This is a genomic window from Aquitalea magnusonii (genome assembly GCF_003202035.1).
Taxonomy (GTDB): domain Bacteria; phylum Pseudomonadota; class Gammaproteobacteria; order Burkholderiales; family Chromobacteriaceae; genus Aquitalea; species Aquitalea magnusonii.
In genome coordinates this window covers 57,093-80,237 of record NZ_QJKC01000016.1, presented here as the reverse complement: position 1 = coordinate 80,237, position 23,145 = coordinate 57,093, and the positions used below count along the sequence as shown (strand labels likewise).

Annotated in this window: 20 protein-coding genes; 11 read left to right on the top strand and 9 right to left on the bottom strand. The window is 57.8% G+C overall.

What is annotated here, in order from left to right; all coding sequences use genetic code 11:
* Positions 1-55: 55 nt before the first annotated feature.
* From DFR38_RS21450 to DFR38_RS16355, 9 genes are all read right to left on the bottom strand, one after another.
* Positions 56-343 (bottom strand): HVO_A0114 family putative DNA-binding protein, encoded by a 288-nt coding sequence (locus DFR38_RS21450; protein ID WP_204377437.1) that lies wholly within the window; start codon positions 341-343, stop codon positions 56-58.
* Positions 344-453: 110 nt separating this feature from the next.
* Positions 454-951 carry a 3'-5' exoribonuclease gene (locus DFR38_RS16390; protein ID WP_059285408.1) on the bottom strand — a complete coding sequence of 166 codons (498 nt, stop codon included), beginning with the start codon at positions 949-951 and terminating at the stop codon, positions 454-456.
* A gap of 31 nt (positions 952-982) precedes the next feature.
* The gene (locus DFR38_RS16385; RefSeq protein WP_059285409.1) at positions 983-2,887 is read right to left on the bottom strand and encodes a TniQ family protein; all 1,905 of its coding nucleotides are present in this window, start codon (positions 2,885-2,887) and stop codon (positions 983-985) included.
* A gap of 42 nt (positions 2,888-2,929) precedes the next feature.
* Positions 2,930-3,919, bottom strand: a complete 990-nt coding sequence (locus tag DFR38_RS16380; protein ID WP_059285410.1) for a TniB family NTP-binding protein — start codon at positions 3,917-3,919, stop codon at positions 2,930-2,932.
* Positions 3,916-5,886 (bottom strand): DDE-type integrase/transposase/recombinase, encoded by a 1,971-nt coding sequence (locus DFR38_RS16375; RefSeq protein ID WP_059285411.1) that lies wholly within the window; start codon positions 5,884-5,886, stop codon positions 3,916-3,918. The genes DFR38_RS16380 and DFR38_RS16375 overlap by 4 nt, the downstream gene beginning before the upstream one ends.
* On the bottom strand, positions 5,864-6,574 hold the full coding sequence (locus DFR38_RS16370; protein WP_082693348.1) for a TnsA endonuclease N-terminal domain-containing protein: 711 nt from the start codon (positions 6,572-6,574) through the stop codon (positions 5,864-5,866). Before DFR38_RS16370 ends, DFR38_RS16375 begins: the two co-directional genes overlap by 23 nt.
* A gap of 624 nt (positions 6,575-7,198) precedes the next feature.
* Positions 7,199-8,707 carry a lysine--tRNA ligase gene (gene lysS / locus DFR38_RS16365; protein WP_059285413.1) on the bottom strand — a complete coding sequence of 503 codons (1,509 nt, stop codon included), beginning with the start codon at positions 8,705-8,707 and terminating at the stop codon, positions 7,199-7,201.
* 122 nt (positions 8,708-8,829) lie between these two features.
* Positions 8,830-9,897 (bottom strand): peptide chain release factor 2, encoded by a 1,068-nt coding sequence (gene prfB, locus DFR38_RS16360; protein ID WP_082693349.1) that lies wholly within the window; start codon positions 9,895-9,897, stop codon positions 8,830-8,832.
* A gap of 150 nt (positions 9,898-10,047) precedes the next feature.
* Positions 10,048-11,028, bottom strand: coding sequence for a malate dehydrogenase (locus tag DFR38_RS16355; protein WP_059285414.1), 981 nt, complete (start codon positions 11,026-11,028; stop codon positions 10,048-10,050).
* 204 nt (positions 11,029-11,232) lie between these two features.
* Between DFR38_RS16355 and DFR38_RS16350 the strand changes: the two genes are divergently transcribed.
* From DFR38_RS16350 to lpdA, 11 genes are all read left to right on the top strand, one after another.
* Positions 11,233-11,967: a GntR family transcriptional regulator gene (locus DFR38_RS16350; RefSeq protein ID WP_059285419.1), complete on the top strand. Its 735-nt coding sequence runs from the start codon at positions 11,233-11,235 to the stop codon at positions 11,965-11,967.
* Positions 11,968-12,191: 224 nt separating this feature from the next.
* Positions 12,192-12,566 carry a succinate dehydrogenase, cytochrome b556 subunit gene (gene sdhC / locus DFR38_RS16345; RefSeq protein WP_045845607.1) on the top strand — a complete coding sequence of 125 codons (375 nt, stop codon included), beginning with the start codon at positions 12,192-12,194 and terminating at the stop codon, positions 12,564-12,566.
* A complete protein-coding gene (gene sdhD, locus DFR38_RS16340) occupies positions 12,560-12,904 on the top strand; it encodes a succinate dehydrogenase, hydrophobic membrane anchor protein (RefSeq protein WP_045845608.1) in 345 nt (114 codons plus the stop codon). Before sdhC ends, sdhD begins: the two co-directional genes overlap by 7 nt.
* Complete coding sequence (sdhA, locus tag DFR38_RS16335) at positions 12,904-14,676, top strand: succinate dehydrogenase flavoprotein subunit (RefSeq protein ID WP_059285415.1); 1,773 nt, start codon at positions 12,904-12,906, stop codon at positions 14,674-14,676. Before sdhD ends, sdhA begins: the two co-directional genes overlap by 1 nt.
* A gap of 13 nt (positions 14,677-14,689) precedes the next feature.
* The gene (locus tag DFR38_RS16330; protein ID WP_045845610.1) at positions 14,690-15,400 is read left to right on the top strand and encodes a succinate dehydrogenase iron-sulfur subunit; all 711 of its coding nucleotides are present in this window, start codon (positions 14,690-14,692) and stop codon (positions 15,398-15,400) included.
* A complete protein-coding gene (locus tag DFR38_RS16325; RefSeq protein ID WP_059285416.1) occupies positions 15,397-15,645 on the top strand; it encodes an FAD assembly factor SdhE in 249 nt (82 codons plus the stop codon). Before DFR38_RS16330 ends, DFR38_RS16325 begins: the two co-directional genes overlap by 4 nt.
* A gap of 61 nt (positions 15,646-15,706) precedes the next feature.
* Positions 15,707-16,996, top strand: a complete 1,290-nt coding sequence (gltA, locus tag DFR38_RS16320) for a citrate synthase (protein ID WP_110313635.1) — start codon at positions 15,707-15,709, stop codon at positions 16,994-16,996.
* 222 nt (positions 16,997-17,218) lie between these two features.
* The gene (locus tag DFR38_RS16315; protein ID WP_110313634.1) at positions 17,219-20,047 is read left to right on the top strand and encodes a 2-oxoglutarate dehydrogenase E1 component; all 2,829 of its coding nucleotides are present in this window, start codon (positions 17,219-17,221) and stop codon (positions 20,045-20,047) included.
* 67 nt (positions 20,048-20,114) lie between these two features.
* Entirely contained in the window at positions 20,115-21,365 is a 1,251-nt protein-coding gene (gene odhB, locus DFR38_RS16310; RefSeq protein WP_110313633.1) for a 2-oxoglutarate dehydrogenase complex dihydrolipoyllysine-residue succinyltransferase, read from the top strand.
* A 68-nt stretch (positions 21,366-21,433) separates the two neighbouring features.
* Positions 21,434-21,622 carry a hypothetical protein gene (locus DFR38_RS16305; RefSeq protein ID WP_059287349.1) on the top strand — a complete coding sequence of 63 codons (189 nt, stop codon included), beginning with the start codon at positions 21,434-21,436 and terminating at the stop codon, positions 21,620-21,622.
* Positions 21,623-21,635: 13 nt separating this feature from the next.
* Entirely contained in the window at positions 21,636-23,069 is a 1,434-nt protein-coding gene (gene lpdA / locus DFR38_RS16300; protein ID WP_045845615.1) for a dihydrolipoyl dehydrogenase, read from the top strand.
* The last annotated feature ends 76 nt before the right edge of the window (positions 23,070-23,145 follow it).

Here is a 23,145-nt window from a genome sequence, read left to right as displayed (position 1 = left end):
TAATCAAAAAATTCGGTCGCCAAAGCAATCGGTTCGATCTCACCGACATTTTTCTTCAATCAACCAGGCCATAACCCTCCATCATCCGAAGCGTGCGCGACAGATTTGGCACTTGCCGGCCGGTGAGTGCGGCAAGTTCAGTGAGCGATTTAGGGCGTTTATCACGGATGGGACGCAGCAAGGATTGGTTGTCTTCAGACAGCACCGCCGCCATCGTGGCCATCGATGAGAACCAGACAGTCAGCTTGTTCTTGCCCGGCGGCGGCTCCGATTCTCCAGAACGACGAATACCAACAACGCAGCGCTTCATCTCGGATGACCTGATTGGCATGGCATAAGTCATGCATTTTATCAATATGGCACAAGTGCAGCCAGCGCTTGTTAAACAGTAGTCTGTCCCGCACCCCATGGACAGCGGGTTAAGCTCTATCACCTGCGGTCAACCTCTCACCCCTAGCGAAGGCAGTCGCGCCGGCGTTTGTCCATCCATGCTAGCCAGCCAGCGCGATGGGCATGAGCATCGTGTAGTGCATGATGCCAGGGTCGATCTGGTTGATCGTGATAAGCGGTCACAGCTTGGTCGAAAACCGTCGTATCGATCAACGGACGCAAGTCGAACCAGCCAGTTAGATTGGTCGGCCACTGACCGCCGATCACCGCTCCCAATACTTCGCGGTCAAACTGGCTATCGCACGCAATCACCACACTTCGGGGCAGGGTGGCGAACCATGCACGCAATCGGCCGCTCAGGTCGATGCGTTTGACCGTTGCCCCTTCGATCTGACCCAACAGGGGCCACACTGTCGAGCGCACGAAAGCATTGCAGCGATCGCGGTCGAAGTCTTGTAGCTCCACGTAGAAAACGTGCTGACCGTCTTCGGACACCATGCCGATGCTGATCGGTTCCCGGTCAGCGAAGTCGGCAAACTCTGTATCGAGAAAAACCAGCATACGTAACCTCTGTCGTTACTCGCTTGCAAGATCATATTTTGGCGGAATGAGGCCGCTTCAGAAAATCCTGAACGTCTTGCCTTAAAAACAAATACGTAGCGTTGCCATCCACACTTGGGCCGGTTAGCGGCTTGAGTCCTTGCTTGATCAATTTGCGCGCTGCCGATCTTCCGTTGAAGCCGGTAATTTTGGCAAGAGATTGGCTCCAGACATAGCGCGACTTGAAGCTGTCTAGCAAAGTTTTGGGCAAACCCGACCGACGAGTCCCTTCTGGGGGAACAAAGCTATACGGATTTTCCTGGTTGCGAAGCCAATACAGCATTTGTTCATGAAGCCCCAGGTAACGGGCAGCAAGCTTAATGGGGAAAAATTGTGTTGTTTGCAGTTGATCAGCAAACCAGGCCTCGAACTGTTGTTTATTGAGTAGCAGCCCTCGGATGCCCGGGTGACAAGGGTCTCGAGCAATGCCGTCGATTTTGCCTGCTTGGATTGCACGAAGAAGAGTGCAGAGGTCGACCCCGTCGCGGCTTCTGTCCCGGCAAATCTTTTCGATGGAAATCACGCTGTCGCATTCAGGTGTCACATGTACCTGAATGTTCAAACCTCCCAATAGCTTATCCAGTTCGGGCTTCGTGAATGTCCAACGAAAGTGGCGGTCATTGTTTCCTTTTGGCTTATGCACTGCAGCGAGAAGTCCGGCTTCAACAAATTGCCGCACGTGCGGAATAGTGGTCGCCAGATACTCGGCTGCACCCGAGAGCGTTAAAAGCTTTCCTGTAAAACCTTGCTTGAAACGCAAGACTGACTGCCGGTCGATGACCAGATAGCGCAGGTCTCCCTTGGATTGCTGATACCAGCCTTGTATATGTCCATCATTGATGAGAGTGGTCAACTTCTTGCGAGTAATGCCGAGTATCTCCTGGGCCTCTTTGGCAAGAATAGTCGGATGCCCGATTGTGATGTCGTCAGCAAACCGATGTCGGTCAGCGATGACGCCTTTCCAGTGTTTGGAGACAAACCGCTCGAATTCATACCTGACGAAATGAAGCTCCGGATGGCTGAGGGCGCGGTTGAGGGCTAGTAGATGAGAGCCTACAAATCGGTACATGTGAAGCGCATGCGCTTGCGATTGGTCACACGAGTCCCGCATGAATGTGTGAAAGGCTTGGGGCCATTGAGTCAACATCTGGGCCGCGCTCTCGAGCACCGGTAACGCGACAGCAATGCAATGGTGGTCATGCACCTTGAGCGATTTCTTGAGTTCCCGGTAGTGACCGTTGCAACCGAGCACCCAAAGCAGATCGAGAAAACGTGGGAGGAGGACATCAGCTAGCAGTTGAGTCAGTCCCTCATCGACAGGGCAAGATGTTTCTGAGGTGGAGGTAATACCTGCTGTTTCGGCCAGTTTGTCGCTGATCAATTGGGCTATCTGTAGCACGCTGTCAGATGCAGCAGTGAGAGGGGCGAAGCTAAGCGCCTGCCCACAACGGCAGTGTGCCAACCCTCCGCTGTACCACCCGACGGGCTTGCTGCATGCAGAGCAATGCTCATGCAGCAGGCGTCGGTGATAAGGACAGGCGACCTGCAGAGTAATCAACCATTCTGTTTTCCAATAACCATTTTCGCGGAGACAGTCTGGGCACCAGCGCCGGTGGTCAAGGCTCCAGTAGGTGGTCTTGATACCGAGCTTTTTATGGGGTTGAATCGGCAGGTCGGAGCTTGATGGGCCCCAAAGGTTTTGCTGTAAATTAGGGCCGTGGCCGGTGGCCAGTTTCACGAACTCCTCGAAAGACTGTGCTGGCATGCCGATGCGCTTGCGGTAATTCAACTGCCAGGTTAACGACTGAAAATCATTGGCTGCACCCAGGCGCAGCAGATAGCCGATTGCACTTTCGAGTGAAATCGGTAAGGGGCGAATGGGAAGAAGCGGGGTCATCGAAAATACCCCCGCCAGTGTGGTTGGCGGGGGTTCCAGCGGTTAGGTTGCAGAAGCGGCAATAGCGGAAAAGGCCGTCGTGGCGAAGAGCTCGTTCACCTTGTTCAATTGCCGGCGAACAAATTTCTTATGGAACGGGTTCAACGCCCCTACGCCTTCAGCCCACAGGTTCTGGCGAAATGACTCCTCAAGCATCCAGTTTTCGACAGCTTTCTTTCCGTGCTCTAGCCGGATCTCCATTGCGCCGATCAGCAGCTTGCTGAGGTAGCCGATTAACCCATTCGTGGCATAGAACAGCCGGTACAGCATATCCCCTTCGTGGAGACCGATTGGGGTGCCACCGTGGATTTCGCTATCAAACCAGCTGATCACCCCGGCGAAATTGGCTGCTGAGTCTTCGTCCTCGACTGAAAACGGTGTGAGATGATGCACTCCATCCAAGCGCCGGCGCAGCTGCTCGTTGGTGCTCAGAAGAGCTTGCCCGTAGGGAAGTCCGGCAAGCACAACGGGGATCTCAATCTGGTTGAGTAGGGTTTTGAGCCACTCGGTTTCATTGTTTGATCCGAAGCTTCGCTTGTTGGCGCCGAGCAAATGCTGCACCTCGTCCAGCATCAACAATTCGACCTTAAGTTTTTGCAGTGAGGAAATGACCCGGTCGGTCTTTTCGTTAACTGAGCCACGGTAAGCCATCGGGACCCCCATGGCCTTTAAAATGTCCTCGGCTACGCTACGCACGGTCGGTGAGGATTTGATCTCGACTAGTAGTACTGGGATTCGCCGGAACTCGCTCTCCTCAATCACCGGGAAGTAGCGGACGTACTCCTCCAGCACCGAGCTTTTACCGGCCCCGGAGGGACCAAGGATCATCAGATGGCGAGGACGATTGCCGGCGAGCGCCATTTTGTGAATTCTGATGATACGACGGTACGCTTCCTCAAAAGCAGGAAAGAGCAGGCGCTGCTTTTCGATGGCTTTGATCGCGTCATATACATCCGAGGTGTCGGCGATCATGTTTGTGGTGAGGGGGGTCATGGTTGACCTCCTTTTCCCAGAGGATGGGAGCTCGTCTTGAATTGCCGTGGAATCACGGGGGGCAGAACCTGCTGAACTGCTTTTAGAGACGCTGGTTCTGCATCTAGAGTTGCTGTCGGAGCCTGTTGAGAATTGGTCCCAGACAATCTAGCTGCCCGTTTGCGTTTTTGGAGCTTCTTACTAGCAAGTTGCTCGCCGATTACCTGACGGATTCGTTCTTTGGCTTGGGCGCGTTTCAGGGGATCTGTTTCCGATAGACCGGCCTCACGCAACTCCTGACAAATGAGCTGATGGACTTCAAGACGAAGACCTGAGGCGTAGTCGAATTCGACTGCCGGTACTTTGATGGCTTCCTCAGTTCCAGGATGAACTACGTAGATGTGACCAAGGTCGGCCCGGTTGTAGCGAACCTGTACGGTTACCTTCTCGCCGTACTGATGGCGAATCGGATAGACCTCCCGGCTGTTGTAGCGCAGGTTGAACAGCTCGATGCCGTAGTGCCAAAGCACCCGTTTTTCCCCCTCGGTCAACGCAACATCCAGCACTTTCAGATCCGGTAGCGCGGGTGGGTTGTCATGGATGCCGTCCTGCCACATACCCAGCGGCGTACGCTTGAGGCCACGATGGAACTTGACCGAGTACACGTCGACAATCCAGATGTGTAGGGCATGCATGAGTTCGTCGAATGTTGCTACGGCGGTTTTCAGCGGATCGTATCCATGGCGTTCCATCCAGTTGGCGAGGCTGGTCCCGGCCTGTGCATGCAGAAAGTTGCGAGAGATCGAGCCCAAGGCCCGCTCGACCATCCCTTTGAAATACGGTTTCCGCTTGGGGCAGAACTGCAGGATGATGCCTAGCTCGAAGCACGCCTGCTCCAGGGCGCGGCTATGAAATTCCAAGCCGTTGTCGCAGACCAGGACCTGCATGAGACCAAAGCAGGGCCAAGCCCCCTCGACACGCGGGTAGCGCTCATTTACATAAGACTTCGGCAGGATGGCATTCCGTAGGCAGCCGAACACCGCCTCAGTGTTTGGTCCGCCGAAGCTGACGTAGATGCCGAGAATCATCCGGCTCTTCCGGTCGATGATGACGGTCAGCCACGGGCGGCCAAGTGGCATTCCTTTTTTTTCGTCTACGACAAACAGATCTACTGGTGTGTGGTCGACTTCAGCAGTTTCCAATATGAACTTGGCTTTGGGGCTGCCCAAGCTAGTGCGGAAGCGGAGCGATGCTTCTTGCTTGCCAAATTTGGCCACAGCCTGCTCGTAAGCAGGGTAGGCAAGGACTGCCCGACGTACGGTGTCATAACTCGGTAGAAGTAAAGCGTTATCGGGCGCACGCATTTGGTTCAAGGCATGAACCTGGACACGTAAGGCATCATGAAGGTCCACAATGCTAAATCCCGGTACTTCCAGATAGCGTGTCTCGATCAGCTCGATGAGCGCTTCCTGAACCTCGGTCGGGAAGCGGCAGCCAAACCATCCACGGGAATAGGGCTTTTCTAGCAAAGCGAGTGGATGATCATCATGCTGCAGCTTTTTCTTGAACCATCGGTAGATAGTTACAGCCGAGGGTACCTCAGGATCTTCAAGTTGCTTAGCGATGTGTTCGAGAAGTGGCCGGAGCTTGGCTGGAGTGAAGACGATCTTATTCCCCATGGCCGAGAGCGCATCCAGATATTTTTTCCTCCGTAAGGCTTCATCAATCGCCTTTTGCGGATAATTGCACAAGGTATCGGGAGGTGTACGGTTCGGCCCGGCAGCGGACGGAAGGCCGGCGATCGGCTTGGATGTAATGCGCCCGGCTGCCCATAGTTCCAGAAGCTGCTGCTTGGTGTGCTGGTACACCACCAAAGAGGCGATATCCTCCAGGGTCACAAGGTTGCCGTTGATCACCCGGACGATGCTGACTTCTCGCCCGTCCAAGAGGAAGGCGCTGCCTTGGTTAAAGCGAATCGACGAAGACATAGTCAGCCTCCTGTTCCGTCAAAGTGATCACCGTGTCAGTGGTGACAGGCCGATCGAGATCGCAGCTCACCAGCCCATGGGCCACTAGGCGCATGATGGCCCCAAAGCTCCCTAGCTCCTGCGCAAGCTGGCCGATGGTTGCCCGGCCGCTGCGGCCAAAGTGGCTGAGCAGTTGCTGCCTTGCCAATCGGTCCTCTAGTGAGAAAGATTGGCGCAAGTAACGGTGCAGTTGCTTGAGGTTGTCTAGCCGATGCGGCGCTCGAATGGCATCGCTTGAGAGCACGATGAACTCGTGACCTTGGCGCTGCATGGCATCACGGATGTGTCGCAGCTTTTCGTTAACTTCCAGCCTAGCCAGGGAACGCGCCGGTTTTACCTCAACGATCAAAATCGAGCCATCCCTTTTCGTCAGGGCGAAGTCAGGGGTGTAGCGCCGGACTTTATTGCCCATCGCGTATCGGAGCTTGAACGGCTGCTCCTTGATATCGACGACTTGTGGAGCAAAGTCGAATAGGTATAACGCATCGCGTTCTAGTAACTGCTCGAACCCAACCATTCGTCTTGCAGTGACGGATGGGAAGCTCCCACGAATAATGGTTCCTGTGGGAGCGACGATTTGACGAGCTGGCGAATGCGTTTCTCTCTGCCAACCTGACCATGGGCCAGTGGCATGTATTAGTTCGGTCATGATTTCTCTCCGATTTCGTCGGCGAGAGGACGTGACCGTACCTCTCGGCACAACGAGTTCGCTTTAAAAAGACAAACGGAGCTTGACCTTAGGGGGAGAGGGAACGATACTTGGCTTGTCGAAGGCCCTTTATGTATCGAGTTCTGCTCGTATTCCTAAAGGATCAAGTGAGGGTAGGTGCGAAAGCACCTACCCTTTTCTTGTTTGTCAGCTGGAAAGGTTTCGCAGATTCCTTTATTGCGCTAATGGATCTCCTCCGTTATTGATGCGTGGCTTCAAATTGTATAGTAGCTATATTCGGGGATTTTTCAGGTGGAATATATTAGACGTTACAGCAAATATTTCCAATTAAAATATTTCAATTTTGACTGACAGAACATATTTCTGACGATATTGTGAAATAAAAAAATTAGTATTGTGATACAAAAAAAGTCAGAAATTCGACCAATATACATGTTGGCTAATTTGAATATGCCCGGATTGATGGATAAGGAGTAATATAAATAAAAAAGCCCCGATTTAAAATCGGGGCTTTTTTTGAGCAAGCACTCGGTTTTTCACCTAAATGCTGAAAATTTGCATCAACTCTGCAAACCTACAGCAACCTACTGCGTCAGCGGCAGTTTATTCCGGACGCATCTGCGGGAACAGGATAACGTCGCGAATGGACGGGGCGTCAGTCAGCAGCATGACCAGACGGTCAATGCCGATGCCGCAGCCACCGGTGGGCGGCAGGCCGTATTCCATGGCGCGGATGTAGTCGGCGTCATAGTGCATGGCTTCGTCGTCGCCGGCGTCCTTCTGGGCTACTTGCGACAGGAAGCGCGCGGCCTGGTCTTCCGGGTCGTTCAACTCGGAGTAGCCGTTGGCATGTTCGCGGCCGACGATGAACAGCTCGAAGCGCTCGGTGATGGACGGGTCGGCATCCGAGCCACGGGCCAGCGGGGACACTTCCACCGGGTAGTCGATGATGAAGGTCGGGTTCCACAGCTGGCCTTCGGCACATTCTTCAAACAAGGCCAGTTGCAGGCTGCCCAGGCCCGGTGCCGGCGGCAGCTTGCCACCCAGGCGCTTGATTTCGCTGGCCACCCAGGCGGCGTCGGCCAGTTGCTCATCGGTGTATTGCGGGTTGTAGTGCTTGATGGCACCAACAATGGTGAAGCGGTCGAAGGGTTTGCCCAGTTCCACTTCCTTGCCGTTGTAGCTGATGGTGGTGCTGCCGCAGACGGTTTCGGCACAGCGACGGATGATGTTTTCGGTCATCTCCATCATGCGCTGGTAATCGCTGTAGGCTTCGTAAAACTCGATCATGGTGAACTCGGGGTTGTGGCGTGTGCTCATCCCCTCGTTACGGAAGTTACGGTTGATCTCGAACACGCGCTCCAGGCCACCCACTACCAGACGTTTCAGATACAGTTCCGGCGCAATACGCAGGTAGAGCGGCATGTCCAGCGCGTTGTGGTGAGTCACGAAGGGTTTGGCCGTGGCGCCGCCCGGGATGGGGTGCATCATCGGCGTTTCCACTTCCAGATAGCCTTCGCTCACCATCACGTCGCGGATCTTCTGCACGATCTGCGAGCGCTTGATGAAGGTGTTGCGGCTGTCTTCGCTCATGATCAGGTCAGCGTAGCGCTGACGGTATTTTTGTTCCTGATCGGTCATGCCGTGGAATTTTTCCGGCAGCGGACGGATGTTTTTGGACAGCAGGCGCACTTCGCTGGCCTGTACCGTCAGTTCGCCGGTCTTGGTCTTGAACAGCACGCCGCGGATGGCGATGATGTCGCCCAGATCGAAGTGCTTGAACTCGGCATGTTCGGCTTCGCCGACACCATCGTTGGCGATGTAGGCCTGGATGCGGCCACTGCCATCCTGCAGGGTGGCAAAGCTGGCCTTGCCCATGACGCGCTTCAGCATCATGCGGCCGGCAACGGCAACCTCGATCTTCTCGGCTTCCAGAGCTTCCTTGTCTTTACCCGCGTGTTTTTCCTGCAGATCCTTGGCAAAGTGGCTGCGTTTGAAATCGTTGGGGAAAGCGACGCGTTTTTCGCGGATGCTCTTCAGCTTCTGGCGGCGTTCCGCCATGATCTGGTTTTCGTCCTGACTCAGGGATGATGCTTGTTCACGTTCAGACATGATGACTCCGTTGACTACTGCGGTAAGGGCAGGGGGCCATTCCCCCGCCAGGCCTCATCGGCCAACAATTAAGGTTTTACGCTGCTGTAATGCAGGCCGGCAGCAGCTGCCGGCCCGGACGTTTACACGCCCTGTTTCAGACTGGCTTCGATAAAGCCGTCCAGGTCGCCATCCATGACGCCCTTGATATTGCCCACTTCATAGCTGGTACGCAGGTCCTTGATGCGCGACTGGTCGAACACATAGGAGCGGATCTGGTGACCCCAACCCACGTCGGTCTTGGTGTCTTCCAGCGCCTGCTTGGCCTCGTTGCGCTTTTTCAGTTCCAGCTCGTACAGCTTGGCGCGCAGCATCTGCATGGCTTCATCGCGGTTGCGGTGCTGCGAGCGGTCGTTCTGGCACTGCACCACGGTATTGGTGGGCAAGTGGGTGATACGCACGGCCGAGTCGGTCTTGTTGATGTGCTGACCACCGGCACCGGAGGCGCGGTAGGTGTCGATACGCAAATCGGCCGGGTTGATGTCGATCTCAAAGCTGTCGTCCACTTCCGGGTAGACGAATACCGAGGAGAAGGAGGTGTGACGGCGGGCATTGGAGTCGAACGGCGACACGCGCACCAGGCGGTGTACGCCCACTTCGGTACGCAGCAGGCCGTAGGCGTATTCGCCTTCGATCTTCAGCGTGGCACTGCTGATGCCGGCCACTTCGCCTTCGGATACTTCCAGCACATCTACCTTGAAGCCCTTGCGTTCGGCATAGCGGGTGTACATGCGCAACAGCATGCCGGCCCAGTCCTGCGCCTCGGTGCCACCGGCGCCGGCCTGGATGTCCAGGAAGCAGTTGTTGGGATCCATCGGGTCGTGGAACATGCGGCGGAATTCCATCTTGGCTACCTTGGCCTCGACTTCCTCCATGTCGGCTTTCACGGCGAGAATGGTTTCGTCATCCTCTTCGCTCTTGCCCATTTCCAGCAGTTCGCGCGCATCGGCGATGCTGGCGTTGATGCTGTCCAGCACCAGGACCACATCTTCCAGTTGCTTGCGTTCGCGGCCCAGTTCCTGGGCGCGCTTGGGGTCGTTCCAGATATCGGAATCTTCAGTGAGGCGGCTTACTTCTTCCAGACGGTCTTTTTTGCCGTCGTAGTCAAAGATACCCCCGAATATCGGTGGCGCGCTCGGCCAGGTTTTCAATCGTGGCCGCGATCTGGTTCAGGACTTCGACTTCAATCATGCTCTTGCTCCAGTGGCAGTCTGTATTAGTAAATTCAAATATGCTTGGCGGTATTGATCAAACACAAAAAGCGCACCAGTTGGTGCGCTTTTCGCTGATCTGGCTAAGGCTTAGCCAAACAGGTGAGCGACAGCTGCGCGCTCTTCTTCCAGCTCGGCCAGGGTGAAGTTCATGCGTTCGCGGCTGAACTCGTCCACTTCCAGACCTTGGACAATCTTGTATTCACCATTTTCGCATACAACCGGGAAGCCGTACATCACGCCTTCCGGAATGCCGTAGGAACCGTCGGACGGAATGCCCATGGTCACCCACTTGCCATTGCTGCCCAGCACCCAGTCGTGGATGTGGTCGATGGCGGCGTTGGCAGCAGAAGCAGCCGAGGACAGGCCACGTGCTTCGATGATGGCGGCGCCACGCTTGCCCACGGTCGGCAGGAATACGTCACGGTTCCAGGCTTCGTCGTTGATCATGGCTTTTACCGACTGGCCATCGATGGTGGCGAAGCGGTAGTCGGCGTACATGGTCGGCGAGTGGTTGCCCCATACCGCCAGGTCCTTGATCGACGCAACCGGCTTGCCAGTCTTGGCAGCGATCTGCGACAGGGCGCGGTTGTGGTCCAGACGCAACATGGCGGTGAAATTTTTCGGGTTCAGGTCCGGAGCGCTCTTCATGGCGATCCAGGCATTGGTGTTGGCCGGGTTGCCAACCACCAGAACGCGCACATTGCGGTCGGCGTGGTCGTTCAGTGCCTTGCCCTGAACGGTGAAGATGGCGCCGTTGGCTTCCAGCAGGTCCTTGCGTTCCATGCCTTTGCTACGCGGACGGGCGCCCACCAGCAGGGCAACTTGAGCGTCCTTGAAAGCGACGTTCGGATCGTCGGTGGCAACCATGCCGGCCAGCAGCGGGAAGGCACAGTCTTCCAGTTCCATCATCACGCCCTTAACGGCGGTCTGGGCTTGCGGCAGGTCGAGCAGTTGCAGGATGACCGGCTGGTCTTTGCCCAGCATTTCACCACTGGCGATACGGAACAGCAGGCTGTAGCCAATCTGACCAGCAGCGCCGGTAACGGCAACGCGAACGGGAGCTTTCATTGGTGGACTCTCCTTTAGATATCCGAGACTGTCTCAAATTGCAGATGTTGCTCTGCACTATAAGTGTGAAGCGAGTGTATCACGGAGTGTAGACCATGTGGGGCTGGATTCCCCATCAGAAATTCTGATAAGCTGCCTGATGTCTTGTGTCTTATATAAGACATCCCTTTACGCTTGATTTATTTGATGATACAAAGCCACTACATGATTGCTAATGCTCCGCGTCGTCAGCCGCTTTATGTGCAGATCAAGCAGTTTTTGCTGCGCCGTATCGCCGAAGGCGAATGGCTGGAGCATGATGCCTTGCCCAGTGAATGGGATCTGGCCGCAGAGATGTCGGTGAGCCAGGGAACGGTACGCAAGGCGCTGAGCGAACTGGTGGCGGATGGCTTGCTATACCGACAGCAGGGCAAGGGGACGTTTGTGTCTCCGGTGCTCAGCGACTGGGGAAGCGCCCTGTTGCAGTCGCCCGGGGTGTTCGATGAAATGCCGGACCGGCTTAGTTGTGAGTTTCTGGCCATTTCGCGCATGAATGCCAGCGATGACATGGCGGTGGCGCTGCAGCTGCGGCGGCATGCGCCGATGTTTCGGGTGCGTCAGTTGTGGCGCGGGCAGGGCAGGCCGGTGGCGCTGGATGAGGCCTATCTGCCGGCCGAGCGTTTCGACGGTATGGAGGCGCGCTGGTTTCGTTCGGGTACCGGTGTTTACGCCACCTTGCAACAGCGTTTTGGTGTGCGTGTGGTGGAAAGTCGCGAGCAGTACCGTGCTGTCATGTTGCCGCGCGAAGATGCGAGTTTGCTGGGCTTGTCCGGTGCCGCACTGGAAGAGCCGGTACTGAGTGTGCTCAGACTGACCTTTTCGTCAGTTGGTGAGCGGGTTGAATGGCGGCAGCGCTACTGCCTGAGTCGTGATCTGGCGCTGCTGCAAAAGAGCTGCTGATGTCGCCTGCCAGCATGGAAATGTCGCTTGTCCGGCAAAAAACGGGCAGCAGGCAGGTGATTTTTGCTAGAATTTCCAGATCATATTGCCCTGCAGCATCGGGCAGCATGATGTTCAGTATTGAGAGGGACCACCCGGTTTTTACAAGGGCGGACCTTTCAGGCGGGCTTCCAGACAGGGGCCCGGAGATAACCACTTGGTTCAAATACATCCAAGGAAGCCATATGCAGAAGCAACGACCGAAGCACCTGGATCTGGCCACGATCAGACTGCCCATCCCGGGCATCGTCTCGATCTTGCACCGGGTCAGTGGTGTGGCGCTCTTCTTTTCCCTCCCGCTGTTGATCTACCTCCTTCATGGTTCGCTCAGTTCAGCAGAGTCCTTTGAAACCTACCGTGCCGTAGTCGCGCATCCGCTGATGAAGATCATCCTCATCGGCTTGTTGTGGGCCTACATGCATCACTTCTGTGCCGGTATCCGTTTCCTGTTCCTGGATATCCATAAGGGTCTGGAACTGCAAACCGCCCGTGCTACCGCCAAGACTGTGGTGGTGGTTAGCCTGGCCCTGACTCTGATTCTGGGAGTAGCTCTATGGTAAACCGCTCTGTCATCGGCGCTCACTACGGTTTGCGCGACTGGGTCATGCAGCGCGTGACGGCCACCATCATGGTGATCTATACCGTAGCGCTGGCACTGTTCCTGCTGACCATGCCGTCCAGCTATGCCGGCTGGAAAGACTTCTTCGCACAAACCTGGGTGCAGGTATTGACCCAGACCACCTTGCTGGCAGTGTTCCTGCACGTATGGGTGGGCATTCGCGATGTGTGGATGGACTACATCAAGCCCACCGGCCTGCGCCTGGCGCTGCATGCCTTCACCATCGTGTGGCTTGTGTCCTGTTTCATCTATTCCGTTAAAGTTGTCTGGGGGCTGTAATGGGCGTACCTGTTCGTCATTTTGATGCAGTAATCGTTGGCGCAGGTGGTGCCGGCATGCGTGCCGCCCTGCAGCTGTCCGAAGCTGGCCTGAAGACTGCCGTACTGTCCAAGGTATTCCCCACCCGCTCCCACACCGTGGCGGCACAGGGCGGTGTATCCGCCTCGCTGGGTAATTCCGAGGAAGATCACTGGACCTGGCATATGTACGACACCGTCAAGGGGTCGGACTGGCTGGGCGACCAGGATGCCATCGAATTCATGTGCCGCGAGGCACCGAAGGTGGTGACCGAGCTGGAACACTACGGCATGCCGTTCGACCGTAACGCTGATGGCACCATCTACCAGCGTCCGTTTGGCGGCCACATGTCCAATTTTGGCGAAAAGCCGGTGCGTCGCGCCTGTGCTGCCGCCGACCGTACCGGTCATGCCATGCTGCACGCGCTGTACCAGCGCAATGTCCGTGCCAACACCCACTTCTTTGTGGAATGGATGGCGCTGGACCTGATCCGCGATGCAGACGGCAATGTGCAGGGCGTGATTGCCATGGAAATGGAAACCTCGGAAATCGTGGTATTCCAGGCCAAGGCCACCCTGTTTGCCACTGGCGGCGCCGGTCGTATCTACGCTTCTTCCACCAATGCCTTCATCAATACCGGTGATGGCCTGGGTATGGCCGCACGCGCCGGCATCCCGCTGGAAGACATGGAATTCTGGCAATTCCACCCCACCGGCGTGGCCGGTGCCGGTGTACTGATTACCGAAGGTGTGCGTGGTGAAGGCGGCATTCTGCGTAACAGCGCAGGTGAACGCTTCATGGAACGCTATGCACCGAATGCCAAGGATCTGGCTTCGCGTGACGTGGTCTCCCGCGCCATGGTGACCGAGATCAACGAAGGTCGCGGTTGCGGCCCGAACAAGGATCACGTGCTGCTGGACATCACTCACCTCGACCCCGAAGTGATCATGTCCAAGCTGCCGGGCATCCGTGAAATCTCCATCAAGTTTGCCGGTGTGGACCCGATCAAGGCCCCGATCCCGGTGGTGCCGACCTGTCACTACCAGATGGGTGGCATCCCCACCAACTACCACGGCGAAGTGGTGGTGGATGGCAAGCCGGTCAATGGTTTCTACGCTGCCGGCGAATGCGCTTGCGCCTCGGTGCACGGTGCCAACCGCCTGGGGACCAACTCCCTGCTCGACCTGCTGGTCTTCGGCAAGAGCTCGGCCAACTCGATGATCGACTTCATCAAGGCCCAGCCGCTGGAACTGCCGGAACTGGCTACCGCCGATGTCGAACGCTCGGTTGCCCGCGTGGAACGCCTGAACAAGCAGACCAACGGTGTGGCCGTCAACGACGCCCGTACCGCCATGCAGCGCACCATGCAGGCGCACTGCGGCGTGTTCCGTTTCAAGGACATGCTGGCCGAGGGTGTTGAGAAGATTCTGGAAGTGGAAAAGATGGTTCAGCAGACCGAAATTTCCGACAAATCCAGCGTATTCAACATGGCCCGCATCGAAGCCCTGGAACTGGAAAACCTGATCGAAGTGGCCAAGGCCACCATGATCTCGGCCAATGCCCGGACCGAATCGCGTGGCGCCCACGTGCGTGACGATGCACCGGATACCCCGGAAACCCCGAACGGTCGTGATGATGCCAACTGGCTGAAGCACACCCTGTGGTCGCGCGACGGCAACCGTCTGCAATACAAGCCGGTGAACCTGCAGCCGCTGACTGTCGACACCATCGCTCTGAAGACCCGTTCCTACTAAGGGCTTGAACAAGATGACTACTGAAACCGTCAAATTCCGCATCTATCGTTACGATCCGGACAAGGATGCCAAGCCCTACATGCAGGACATCAGCGTCGAGCTGGATTCCACCGACCGCAAGTTGCTGGATGCGCTGACCAAGCTGAAGGTGAAGGATGACACCATCACCTTCCGCCGTTCCTGCCGCGAAGGCGTGTGTGGTTCGGATGCCATGAACATCAATGGCAAGAACGGCCTGGCCTGTCTGACCGATTTCCGCGACCTGAAGCAACCGATCGAGCTGCGCCCGCTGCCGGGCCTGCCGGTGGTGCGCGACCTGATCGTGGACATGACCCAGTTCTTCAAGCAATACCACTCGATCAAGCCGTATGTGATCAACGACACGCCGCCGCCGGAACGCGAGCGCCTGCAAAGCCCGGAAGACCGTGAAGAACTCAACGGCCTGTACGAGTGCATTCTGTGCGCCTGCTGCTCCACGTCCTGCCCGTCGTTCTGGTGGAACCCGGACAAATTCGTTGGCCCGGCCGGCCTGCTCGCAGCCTATCGTTTCATTGCCGATACCCGCGACACCGCCATCAACGAGCGTCTGGACAACCTGGAAGATCCGTACCGCCTGTTCCGTTGTCACACCATCATGAATTGTGTTGATGTCTGCCCCAAGGGTCTGAACCCGACCAAGGCCATCGGCAAGATCAAGGACCTGATGGTCAAGCGTGCAGTATGACCGCCTACGATCCGATTGAACTCAAACGGATCCGCTGGCGGTCCCGCCGGGGCTTGCTGGAGCTGGATCTGGTGCTGGAGCGGTTTTTTGCCCAGCGCTTCGATTCACTCTCCCCGGCGGAGATCGACGCCTACAAGCGTATTCTCGATTTGCCCGACACCGATTTTCTGGATGTGGTGAACGGCAAGGCTGACCTGGACGATCCGGAAGAGGCCGCCATCATCGAGATCCTGCGGGCTGTCTGAGCCGCAGGATGCAGGGCCCAAAAACGATTACAACACCACAAAACTGACTGGGAGTATTGCTGTGGAAACTAACCGCAAAGTGACGCTCACTTACAACGAGGGCAAGGACAACCTGGAAATGCCGGTACTGTCCGGCACTCTGGGTCCGGATGTCGTCGATATCCGTGCCTTCTCCAAAACCGGCATGTTTACCTTTGACCCGGGCTTCCTGGCCACCGCCAGCTGCGAGTCCGCCATCACCTTCATCGACGGTGATCTGGGTCAGCTCTACTACCGCGGCTATCCGATCGAACAGCTGGCAGAAAAGAGCGATTACCTGGAAGTGTGCTACCTGTTGCTGAACGGCGAACTGCCGACTGCAGCACAGCGCAAGGAATTCGAACGTGGCGTGATGCGCCACAACATGCTGCACGACCAGCTGATGAGCCTGTTCAAGGGCTTCCGTCGTGACGCACACCCGATGGCCGTGATGGTGGGTGTGGTGGGCGCGCTGTCCGCCTTCTACCACGACTCGCTGGACATCACCAATCCGGAGCACCGTCGCATCTCGGCCCACCGTCTGGTGGCCAAGCTGCCGACCATCGCTGCCCAAGCCTACCGCTACAACAAGGGCCTGCCGTTCTCCTACCCGAAGAATGGCCTGACCTATGCGGAAAACTTCCTGCACATGATGTTCTCCACCCCGTGTGAAGAGTACAAGGTGAACCCGGTTCTGGCGCGCGCGCTGGACCGCATCTTCACCCTGCACGCCGACCACGAGCAGAACGCGTCCACCTCCACCGTGCGTCTGGCCGGCTCCTCCGGTGCCAACCCCTTCGCATGTATCGCCGCCGGTATCGCCTGCCTGTGGGGCCCGTCCCACGGTGGCGCCAACGAAGCCGTGCTGAAGATGCTGGATGAAATCGGCAGCGTGGACAACGTGGCCGACTTCATGCAAGGCGTGAAGGACAAGCGCTACAAGCTGATGGGCTTCGGCCACCGCGTGTACAAGAACATGGACCCGCGCGCTGCCATCATGAAGACCACCTGCGACGAAGTGCTGAACGAACTGGGCCTGCACAACGATCCGAAGTTCAAGCTGGCCATGGCGCTGGAAAAGATCGCCCTGGAAGATCCGTACTTCATCGAGCGCAAGCTGTACCCGAACGTGGACTTCTACTCGGGTATCGTGCTGTCCGCCATCGGCATTCCGGTATCGATGTTCACCCCGATCTTCGCCCTGGCCCGTACCGTGGGCTGGATCGCGCACTGGAGTGAAATGATCGGTGACCCGGCGATGAAGATCGGCCGTCCGCGCCAGCTGTACACCGGCGCCCCGCGCCGCGATATTGTCGACATCGACAAGCGTTGATCAAGCTGTGACAAGTTGGCCGGACTCGTTTCGGCCAACTTTTTAAGCTGTTGCACAGAATACAGTAGCCGGTTTCACGACAGACGCCGACAGAGCGCTGCGGAAAAGAATGGAGACGGATTTGCCTTGCCAAAGCCCTTCTTGCGTCTTTTCCACAACGCTTTCTCCACGCAGCAATGTAGCCAAACGTAGATACGTACGTAGATAACAAAGGGTCGAATAATGATGCAATCCATGTACAGTCATTCCTACCTGTTCGGTGGGAATGCACCGTTCATCGAGGAACTGTACGAACAGTACCTCGCTGATGCGAATTCGGTTCCAGCCGAATGGCGTGAATACTTCGACAAGCTGGCCCAGGCACCGGGCGCAGCCGAGCGCGATGTACCACACATGCCCATCCAGGAATCCTTCATTCAACTGGCCAAGAAACCGGCCAGCGGCCCGCGCAACAGCAGCGGCGGCGAATGGGAAACCATGCAAAAGCAGGTGGGTGTGCTGAAGCTGATTTCGGCCTACCGCGTACTGGGTTCCCGTCAGGCCAACCTCGACCCGCTCAAGCGCATGGACCAGGAAACCCTGCAAGAGCTGGATCCGCACAAGCACGGTCTGACCGATGCCGACATGGCGGTGCAGTTCAATGTGGGCTCGCTGGTGGCACCGCAGAAGCTGCCGCTGTCCGACATCCTGTCGCGCCTGAAGCAGACCTACTGCGGCAATATCGGCCTGGAGTTCATGCACATCACCAAGTCGGATGAAAAGCACTGGGTACAGAAGCGCTTTGAAGGCGATCTGTCCACCCCGCGCTACGATGCCGGCAAGAAAATGCGCATTCTCAAGCAGATCACCGCGGCCGAGACCCTGGAACGCTATCTGCATACCAAATACGTTGGCCAGAAACGCTTCTCGCTGGAAGGCGGCGAATCGACCATCGCTGCGCTGGACCACCTGATCCACAACGCCACTGCCGTTGGCGTGCAGGAACTGATCATCGGCATGGCCCACCGTGGCCGTCTGAACGTGCTGGTGAACACCCTGGGCAAGCTGCCGCGCGACCTGTTCGCCGAATTCGAAGGCAAGGCTGCCCAGCAGATGGCCTCCGGCGACGTCAAGTACCACATGGGCTTCTCCTCCGACATCCCGACGGCCAATGGCCCGATGCACGTGTCGCTGGCGTTCAACCCGTCCCACCTGGAAATCGTCAACCCGGTGGTGGAAGGCTCGGTACGTGCCCGCCAGGACCGTCGCAAGGACAGCGAGCGCAAGTGCGCCGTGCCGGTACTGATTCACGGTGACTCCGCCTTTGGCGGCCTGGGTGTCAACCAGGGTACCTTCAACCTGTCGCAAACCCGCGGCTACGGTACCGGTGGCACCATCCACATCGTGATCAACAACCAGGTGGGTTTCACCACCTCGGATACGCGCGACATGCGCTCCACCCTGTACTGTACCGACGTGGCCAAGATGGTCGAAGCACCGATCTTCCACGTCAACGGTGATGATCCGGAAGCCGTCTGCTATGTGATGCAGGCTGCGCTGGACTACCGCATGCAGTTCAACAAGGACGTGGTCATCGACCTGGTCTGCTACCGCAAGCTGGGCCACAACGAAGGTGATGATCCCTTCCTGACCCAGCCGATGATGTACAAGAAGATTGCCAAGCATCAGGGCGTGCGCGCCATGTATGCCGAGCGTCTGGTACAGGAAGGCGTGCTGAAGGCGGAAGAGGCCGAAGGCATGATCCAGGCCTACCGCGATGCGCTGGACAAGGGCGAGCATGTGGAACAGACCGCGCTCACCAACTACAAGCGCGAACATGCCCTGGACTGGAGCCAGTACATGGGCACCCACTGGGCGCACCCGACCGACACCTCGCTGCCGCGTGCCGACATCCAGCGCCTGACCGAGAAGTTCACCACGCTGCCGGAAGGCTTCAAGCTGCACCCCACCGTGCAAAAGGTGCTGGCTGCACGCAAGGCCATGGCTGCTGGTGAGCAGAATGCCGACTGGGGCATGGCCGAGACCCTGGCCTATGCAAGTCTGGTGACCAATGGTTTCGGTGTCCGCCTGTCCGGTGAAGACTCTGGCCGCGGCACCTTCTCCCATCGTCATGCGGTGCTGCACGACCAGAACCGCGAACGTTGGGACCAGGGCTCCTACGTGCCGCTGCGCAATATGTCGGACAACCAGGCCGAATTCCTGGTGATCGACTCCATCCTCAACGAAGAAGCGGTGCTGGCCTACGAATACGGCTATGCCTGCTCGGCACCGGATCAGCTGGTGATCTGGGAAGCCCAGTTCGGCGACTTTGCCAACGGCGCCCAGGTGGCGATTGACCAGTTCATCTCCTCCGGCGAAACCAAGTGGGGCCGTCTGTGTGGCCTCACCACCATCCTGCCGCACGGCTACGATGGCCAGGGCCCGGAACACTCCTCCGCCCGTCTGGAACGCTGGCTGCAACTGTGTGCCGAGCACAATATGCAGATCGTGATGCCGTCCGAGGCCAGCCAGATGTTCCACATGCTGCGCCGTCAGGTGCTGCGTCCGTATCGCAAGCCGCTGGTGATCTTCCTGTCCAAGCGTCTGCTGCGCTTCAAGGACTCCATGAGCCCGATCGAAGCCTTCACCAATGGCAGCTTCCGCCCGGTGATCGGCGATGCCGTGGTGCAGGATCCGAAGAAGGTGAAGCGCGTGGTGCTGTGTGCCGGTCAGGTGTATTACGACCTGGCTGCCGGCCGCAAGGACAAGGGCATGGAAGACGACATCGCCATCGTGCGTATCGAGCAGTTGTATCCCTTCCCGACCGAGCAGGTGGCCGCCGAGCTGGCACGCTTCCCGCAAGCCAAGGAAGTGATGTGGGTGCAGGAAGAGCCGCGTAACCAGGGTGCCTGGTACCAGATTCGCCATCGCCTGGAAGGTCTGCTGAGCGGCAAGCAGTTCTTGTCGTTCGCTGGTCGTCCGTCCTCTGCTTCGCCGGCGGTAGGCTATATGAGCAAGCACGTTGCCCAGCTCAAGGCCTTTGTCGAAGAAGCCATGACGATTGCCAAGTAAGTACACGCCATCACACCGAATGATATGACGGGGGCAGCACCGCAGCTGCCCCGCTCTGGAGAAGAACATGATTATTGAAGTCAAAGTCCCCCAACTGCCTGAGTCCGTTTCCGAAGCCACGCTGATGACCTGGCACAAGAAAGCTGGCGATTTCGTCAATCGCGACGAAAACGTCATCGACCTGGAAACCGACAAGGTGGTGCTGGAACTGCCGGCACCGCAGGCTGGTGTGATTGTTGAAATCATCGAACAGGACGGCGCCACCGTAGTATCCGGCCAGCTGATCGCCCGCATCGACACCGCCGCCAAGGCTGGCGATGCCCCGGCTGCCGTGGCTGCTGCTCCGGCCGCTGCTGCGCCTGCTGCCGTCAAGGCTGCCCCGGCTGCTGCACCTGGTGGCGCTGCCATGCCGTCCGCTGCCAAGCTGGCTGCCGAAACCGGCGTGAACCTGGCCAATGTCGCCGGTACCGGCCGTGACGGTCGTGTGCTGAAGGAAGACGTACAGGCTGCTGCCGCTGCACCGTCGCAAGCCGGTCCGGTGCTGGCCCACGCCGGCAACGCTGGCGTTGCCCTGGCCGCTACTCCGGCTGCCGTCAACGTGGCTGCCGTGCTGGGCGATCGTCCGGAACAAAGCGTGCCGATGTCCCGCCTGCGTCAGCGCGTGGCCGAGCGTCTGGTGATGAGCCAGCAGACCAATGCCATCCTCACCACCTTCAACGAAGTCAACATGAAGCCGCTGATGGACCTGCGCGCGCGCTACAAGGACAAGTTCGAGAAGGAACACGGCGTGAAGCTGGGCTTCATGGGCTTCTTCGTCAAGGCCGTGGTGGCCGCACTGAAGAAATACCCCATCGTCAATGCGTCGGTTGATGGCAACAACATCATCTATCACGGTTACTTCGACATCGGCGTGGCTGTGGGCAGCCCGCGTGGTCTGGTGGTACCGGTCATCCGCAATGCCGACCAGCTGAGCCTGGCCGAAATCGAAAAGCAGATCGCCGACTTCGGCAAGCGCGCCCAGGAAGGCAAGCTGACCGTGGAAGAGCTGACCGGTGGTACTTACACCATCTCCAACGGCGGTACTTTCGGTTCCATGATGTCCACCCCCATCATCAACCCGCCGCAATCCGCCATTCTGGGCATGCACGCCACCAAGGAGCGCGCCGTGGTTGAGAATGGTCAAGTTGTCGTGCGCCCGATGATGTACCTTGCCCAGTCGTACGACCACCGCATCATCGATGGTCGCGAAGCGGTACTGAGCCTGGTGGCCGTCAAGGACGCCATTGAAGATCCGGCCCGCCTGATCCTGGACCTGTAATACCGGGTCTGTAATGTCTGTTGGCCGCAAGGAGTCTTGCGGCCACTTTGAATAATGTGAACGGAGAAATGATGATTTTGCCTGACTGGCTGTATGCGGTAGCTTCCATCCTGGCTGGGGTCGCCATTGCGGTACTGACCTGGAAGAAGCAGCAACGCGGTATCCGCGAAGACCGTTACACCCTGGTGGGCAAGCTCATCATTGCCGTGTTCATGATTGCTTTCGGGATCTTGCTGTTCAAGGTCGGTAAATCCTGATCAAGGAAAATCAATGAGCCAACAGTTTGATGTAGTTGTGATCGGTGGCGGCCCCGGCGGTTATGTGGCTGCCATTCGTGCTGCCCAGCTGGGCTTCAACACCGCTTGTGTCGATGCGTTCAAAAACCCGGAAGGCAAGCCTTCGCTGGGTGGTACCTGCCTGAACGTGGGTTGCATCCCGTCCAAGGCGCTGCTGCAGTCCTCGGAAAACTTCCACGCGGTACAGCACGACTTTGCCAAGCACGGCATCACCGTGTCCGGTGCCAAGATGGACGTGGCCGCCATGCTGGAACGCAAGACCGGCATCATCAGCAAGAACGCTGCTGGCATCAGCTTCCTGTTCAAGAAGAACAAGGTTGCCAACATCCACGGTCTGGCTGCCCTCAAGGGCCGTCAGGGCGACAAGTGGCTGATCGAAGTCACCGACAACGGCGCAGTGGTGGATACGCTGGAAGCCACCAACGTCATCATCGCCACCGGTTCCAGCCCGCGTCAGCTGCCGGGCCTGGCCACCGACAACCACATGGTGCTGGACAACGAAGGCGCGCTGGCGCTGACCGCCGTACCGAAGCGCCTGGGCGTGATCGGTGCCGGTGTGATCGGCCTGGAAATGGGTAGCGTGTGGAAGCGTCTGGGCGCGGAAGTGACCATTCTGGAAGCCGCACCGACCTTCCTGGCCGCTGCCGACCAGCAGATCGCCAAGGAAGCCTTCAAGACCCTGACCAAGGACACCGGTCTGGACATCAAGCTGGGCGTGAAGATTGGCGAAATCAAGGCCACCAAGAAGCACGTTACCGTCAACTACGAGCTGAACGGTGAAGCCGTGGCGGCCGAGTTTGACAAGCTGATCGTCTCCATCGGCCGCGTGCCCAACACCGCCGGTCTGGGTGCCGAGGCCGTTGGCCTGCAACTGGACGAGCGTGGCTTTGTTGCCGTGGACGACCACTGCCACACCAATCTGCCGGGTATCTGGGCGATTGGTGACGTGGTACGTGGCCCGATGCTGGCGCACAAGGCTTCCGAAGAAGGCGTGGCCGTGGCAGAACGCATTGCCGGCCAGAAGCCGCATGTCGATTTCGGCGTGATTCCGTGGGTGATCTACACCTCGCCGGAAATCGCCTGGGTGGGCAAGACCGAAGAACAGCTCAAGGCTGAAGGCATCGAATACAAGAAGGGCACTTCCGGTTTCGCCGCCAACGGTCGCGCGCTGGGTCTGGGTCAGGCGCAGGGCACGGTCAAGATCCTGGCCGACGCCAAGACCGACCGCATCCTTGGCCTGCACATGATCGGTCCGATGGTGTCCGAACTGGTGACCGAAGGCGTGGTATCGATGGAATTCAAGGCAGCCAGCGAAGACCTGGCGCGCATTGTCCACGCTCACCCCAGCCTGTCGGAAGTGGTACACGAAGCGGCACTGGCGGCTGACAAACGCGCATTGCACGGCTAATTGCCGTGGGGCCGTGTACAATTCACACGGCCCGCAAGAGGGTATGGGGCAGGACCTGCCGCGAGAACAGGTTCGC